The organism is Blastococcus sp. CCUG 61487 (genome assembly GCF_005222955.1).
Classification (GTDB): domain Bacteria; phylum Actinomycetota; class Actinomycetes; order Mycobacteriales; family Geodermatophilaceae; genus Blastococcus.
In genome coordinates, this window is record NZ_LWUA01000093.1 from 1 (window position 1) to 5,142 (window position 5,142).

Sequence of the window (5,142 nt, forward strand, 5' to 3'; positions counted from 1 at the left end):
CGCGAGCGCCTGCGTCCGGCCGCCCGCCCCGCGGCGCCCGTCGCGCCGGAGCCGCGGACGGCTCCCGAGGTGCAGGAGACCGTCGCCCAGCAGGACCTGCCGAGCCTTCCGCACCCGAGCGTGCCGCTGGCCCCCGTCGCCCAGTTCCGCGGCCGGGTGGTGGCCGCTCGCGCGCCGGCTCCCGCCGGCTGGCAGAACAGCGCCGTCGTCGGGCTGGACGACGACGACATCGGCTTCGCCGACATCGACGAGTACCAGCCCCGGCGGGTCGCCAACGGCTGAGCAGGAGTGCCGGGCGGTGCTCGCGTCGGATCGACGGCGCGGTAAGCTGTCCGGCGCAAGGGGCTGTGGCGCAGTCCGGTAGCGCACCTCGTTCGCATCGAGGGGGTCAGGGGTTCAATTCCCCTCAGCTCCACCCAGCAGGTCACGAACGCCGTCGGGCAGCCGCCCGGCGGCGTTCGTGCTGGTGGGGCCCGGTCAGTACCAGGTCGGGAACCACATGCGCCGCTGCCACTGCACCTGGTCGAGCTCCTGCCCGGTGAGCACCGGGTAGAAGAAGACGAAGGTGGCCGCGACGGCGGCGAGGTAGAGGCAGACGACGGCCAGGCCGACCGTGCGGCGGATGCCGGGGGCGCGCGGGCCCAGGACGTCCTGCAGCAGCAGGGTCACCGCGAGCACGAAGAACGGGACGACCGGCGCCATGTAGAAGAGGAACATCGTCCGGTCGCCGTCGAACAGCCAGGTGAGCCAGCCGGCGGCGATCGCGATCCCGGCGACCCCGGCCGCGGGGTCGCGCCGGGCGGCGATCCGCCAGACCAGCCAGATCGCCGCCGGCACGAAGAGGAACCATAGGGTCGGCGTGCCCACCATGAGGATGTAGCGGATGACCTGCCCGCCGTCGTCGTCGGTGAGGCCCTGCGGGTTCCACAGCAGGATCGGGCGGCCGGTCACCAGCCAGGACCACGGCCCCGACTCCCACGGGTGCGGCGTCGAGAGGCTGCCGTGGAAGCGCAGCCACTCGGCGTGCTGGTGCCACAGCGAGCGCAGCGCGTCGGGGATCCAGGGGTAGGCGGTGTCGGGGTTCTGCTGGGCCCAGGCCTTGCCCTGCGAGCTCTCGCCGAGGAACCAGCCGGTGAAGCTGGCCAGGTAGGTGAGCACCGGGACGACGGCCAGCGCCCACAGCGCACCCGGGAGGCCGTACCGGGCGGCGGCCCGCGTGGGGCGCCGGACGCCCGCCGCGCGCCAGGCGCTCCGGTCCCAGAACACCGAGGCGATGGCGAAGAACGCCAGGAACCAGACGCCGCTCCACTTCACCGCGCAGGCGCAGCCGAAGAGGAGCCCGGCGGCGATCCGCCAGCCGCGTGGCCCCAGCCGGAAGCCGTTCGCCGTCTCCCCGGCCGCGAGGATGCGGGCCCGCACCCGGTCGCGGTCGACGACGAGGCAGGCGACCGCCGAGACGACGAAGACCTGCAGGAAGATGTCGAGCAGCCCGATCCGCGACAGGGTGAAGCTCAGCCCGTCGAGCGCCAGGAGCAGGCCGGCGACCAGGCCGAGGAGGGTCGATCCGGTGAGCCGCCGCGCCAGCCGGACCAGGACGACGACCGCGATGCTCCCGGCCACGGCACTCGGGAACCGCCAGCCGAAGGAGTCGGTGCCGAACACCGCCTGGCCCGCGGCGATCAGCCACTTGCCCAGCGGCGGGTGGACGATGAACGTGTAGCCGCGGTTGTACTCGTATCCCCAGCGCAGGAGCTCGGCAGCCTCGGGCGGGTAGTAGGCCTCGTCGAACAGCAGGTCGCCGGGGTAGCTGATGCCGACCAGCCGGCCGATCAGCGCGAGCACCCCGAGCGCGCCGGTGAGCCACCAGGAGCGCCGGGTGTCGCCGGGCAGGGGCGGGATGCGGTCGCGCCGCGGTCTCGGTGGGCGCCGGCGGCGGGGGAGCGCGGGTCCGAGGGGCGGCTGCTCCGTCGTCCCGGGAGCCAGCACCGCCATGCGGGCCAGGGTAGTGAAAGGACCCCGCGTCCCCCCGCCCTGACGCGGGGCCGCTCCAGCACGGTCACCGCGGGAGTGACAGGCTTCGGACGTGAGCGGACGGCTGGTGCTGGGCGGAGCGCCCCTCGGCCGGCCCGGCGACGCCAGCCCCCGGCTGCGCGACGCGATGCGGACCGCCGACGTCCTCGCCGTCGAGGACACCCGCCGCCTGCACCGCCTGGCCGCGGACCTGGAGGTCACCTTCGCCGGCCGCGTCGTCACGTTCCACGAGTCGGTGGAGCAGGCGCGGCTTCCGGGGTTGCTGGACGCGCTGTCGGCCGGGGCCACGATCCTGCTGCTCACCGACGCCGGCATGCCCTCGGTCTCCGACCCCGGCTACACCCTCGTACGGGCCGCGATCGACGCCGGCATCGAGGTGACCTCGGTGCCCGGGCCGTCGGCGGTCACGACGGCGCTCGCGGTGTCGGGGCTCCCGGTCGACAGGTGGTGCTTCGAGGGGTTCCTGCCGCGCAAGGGCGGGGAGCGCCGGGCACGCTTCGCCGCACTGGCCGACGAACGGCGGACGATGGTCTTCTTCGAGTCGCCGCACCGGCTGGCCGACGCGCTCACCGACGCGGCAGGGGTGCTGGGGGCCGACCGCCCCGCCGCGGTGTGCCGGGAGCTCACCAAGACCTACGAGGAGATCCGCCGCGGTCCGCTGGGCGAGCTCGCCGCCTGGGCCGCCGACGGGGTCAAGGGCGAGATCACGCTGGTCGTGGCGGGGGCTCCGGAGCGAGCCGTCGAGCTGAGTCCGGCCGAGCTCGCCGCCGAGGTCGCCGCGGAGGAGGCGGCCGGAGCGACCCGCAAGGACGCCATCCGCGAGGTCGTGCAGCGCACCGGCCTGCCGCGCCGGGTCGTCTACGACGCCGTCGTCGCCGCGAAGGACTCCTGACCCGCCCCCACCCAGGCATAGGAAGCTCTGCCTATCCCTGCGGCCGCTTCGGCGTAGGCAAAGCTCCCTATGCCTGGGCCTCAGCTCGGCTGCTCAACCGACCCGGAGCTGCGCCAGACGCGCGCGGTAGACCTCGAGGACCTTGGCCCGTACGCCGGCCGGATCGCGGAGGACGTCGGCGTAGGTGAAGCGGAGAACGACCCAGCCCAGCGCTGCCAGCTCACGGTCGCGAGCGAGATCCCGCCGCCGATCCTCAGGAGACGTGTGGTGTCGGGCGCCGTCCAGTTCGACCGCCAGCTTGACCTCCGGCCACGCGCGATCCAGGAGAACGTGGCGATCGGACAGCTGGACCCGGTACTGACCGACGCCGCGCGGTAGCGAGCGGTGCCGGAAGACGTTCAGGACGCCGTGGGCCTCGAGCTCGCTGCGGCAACCGTCGGCGATGAGCTCGATGACCTGCCGCAGCCCGCGATGCCCGCCCACGTTGGGCCGCTCGGCGAGCGCGTCGCCGAGCTGAGCCGCGGTCACCAGGCCCCGGTTCGCCATGTCGAGGGCCAGCGGTCGTCGTTCCGCCGTCGGCAGCAGCGGCCACGAGTCGATGACGGTCCTGGGCAGCGTCGTGACACGCAACCCACGTCGCTGGACGCACTGTCCCGAAAGCGGGTCGAAGCGCAGCCGACGATGCACGACGAGGTCCGGGGTTCCGGCCCTCCTCAGACTCTGGTCGATGGTCGCGTGCAGCGGCCACTCGAGATCGCGCAGCCCCCAGACGTGCAACGCGGTCGTGTGGCTCAGTGCGGCAACCGGCCCCGTGTGGAGGAGCGCTGCCCGCAGGACGGTGGTGTCGTCGCCGACGCCGTCCCGCAGCCGGTACACGCTGGGGAAGATCCGCACCAAATGCCGGCGGGCGACGTACCCGTCGAGCACCTGGCGAGGCACGCGCCGGAGCAGTTGGCGCCGCGTGGCCAGCCCGCCGTGGTTCTGCACCGTTTCCCTGATGATCGTCCGCCACTCCATGACGAGAGCGTGGCTGCCCGAAGGCTGCTGTCGGCGCCCTCGGGACGATCTGTGGATGACCGAGCCTCGTCGCCCGATCTCAGGGGCGGACCAAGGCATAGGAAGCTTTGCCTANNTAGGCAAAGCTTCCTATGCCTCGGTGAACGGGGCGGCGGGGGACGAAGGTCAGAGCCAGCCGTTGCGCTTGAAGCCGCGGTAGAGGAGCACGCAGGCGACCACGATCAGCACCAGCACCGTCGGGTAGCCGAAGCGCGAGTCCAGCTCGGGCATGTGCCGGAAGTTCATCCCGTAGATGCCGGCGATCGCGGTGGGGACGGCGATGATGCCTGCCCAGGCGCTGATCTTGCGCATGTCCTCGTTGTCCGCCATCGACGTGCGTGCGAGCGAGGCCTGCAGGATCGAGGTCAGCAGTTCGTCCATCGACGTCACCTGGTCGCGCACCCGGATCGCGTGGTCCAGCACGTCGCGGAAGTAGGACCGCATGGCCTCCGGGACGACGTCGACCTGCCGCTCGGTGAGCTTCTGCAGGGGCAGCTCCAGCGGGGTGACCGCCCGGCGCAGCCCCATGAGCTCCCGCTTGAGCTGGTAGAGCCGGCCGATGTCGTCGGTGCGCTCGGGGCTGAACACCGAGGCCTCGAGCTCGTCGACGTCGTCCTCGACCGCCGCCGCGACGTCGACGAAGGAGTCCACCACCTGGTCGGCCACCGCGTAGAGGACGGCCGCCGGGCCCAGGCACAGCAGGTCGCGCTGCTCCTCCAGGCGGCTGCGCAGGTCGCTCAGCTCGCCGTGGTCGCCGTGCCGGACGGTGATGACGTAGTGCTCGCCGAGGAAGACCATCACCTCGCCGGTCTCGACGACCTCGCTGGTGGACGTCAACTCCTCGTGCGCCACGTACGTCGCGGTCTTGAGCACCATGAACAGCGCCTCGTCGTAGCGCTCGAGCTTGGGCCGCTGGTGGGCGTAGACGGCGTCCTCGACCGCCAGCGGGTGCAGGTCGTAGCGCTCGGCGATGGCGGTGAGCTCGTCGTGGCTGGGTTCGAACAGCCCCAGCCAGGCGAAGCCTCCGCGCTCGGCGGCGACGTGCAGGGCGTCGTCCGGCTCGGCCTCCTGGCGGCGGCCGTCCACGTAGACGGCGCAGTCGACGACGGCGCCGCGCCCGCTCGAGCGGGTGGCCGTCCGCGGGCGGCGACCGGCCGGCGCGG

Annotated in this window: 4 protein-coding genes, 1 tRNA gene and 1 pseudogene; 3 read left to right on the forward strand and 3 right to left on the reverse strand. The window is 72.9% G+C overall.

The genetic code is table 11. The features are described 5' to 3' along the window. Together A6V29_RS06700 and A6V29_RS06705 are read left to right on the forward strand one after the other, a co-directional pair. A pseudogene (locus A6V29_RS06700) lies at positions 1-282 on the forward strand (hypothetical protein); the annotation flags it as partial. A 59-nt stretch (positions 283-341) separates the two neighbouring features. Further along, a tRNA-Ala gene (locus A6V29_RS06705) sits at positions 342-415 on the forward strand. Positions 416-477: 62 nt separating this feature from the next. Here A6V29_RS06705 and A6V29_RS06710 read toward each other — a convergent pair. Continuing rightward, positions 478-1,992 (reverse strand): dolichyl-phosphate-mannose--protein mannosyltransferase, encoded by a 1,515-nt coding sequence (locus tag A6V29_RS06710; RefSeq protein WP_137159589.1) that lies wholly within the window; start codon positions 1,990-1,992, stop codon positions 478-480. Positions 1,993-2,083: 91 nt separating this feature from the next. Between A6V29_RS06710 and rsmI the strand changes: the two genes are divergently transcribed. Further along, complete coding sequence (gene rsmI, locus A6V29_RS06715; RefSeq protein WP_137159590.1) at positions 2,084-2,923, forward strand: 16S rRNA (cytidine(1402)-2'-O)-methyltransferase; 840 nt, start codon at positions 2,084-2,086, stop codon at positions 2,921-2,923. A gap of 93 nt (positions 2,924-3,016) precedes the next feature. Here the strand turns inward: rsmI and A6V29_RS06720 are convergent, their stop codons facing one another. Next, positions 3,017-3,940, reverse strand: coding sequence for a PDDEXK-like endonuclease domain-containing protein (locus tag A6V29_RS06720; RefSeq protein ID WP_137159591.1), 924 nt, complete (start codon positions 3,938-3,940; stop codon positions 3,017-3,019). 165 nt (positions 3,941-4,105) lie between these two features. Then, the coding region (gene corA, locus A6V29_RS06725) for a magnesium/cobalt transporter CorA (RefSeq protein WP_137159592.1) at positions 4,106-5,142 on the reverse strand (1,037 nt) is incomplete at its 5' end.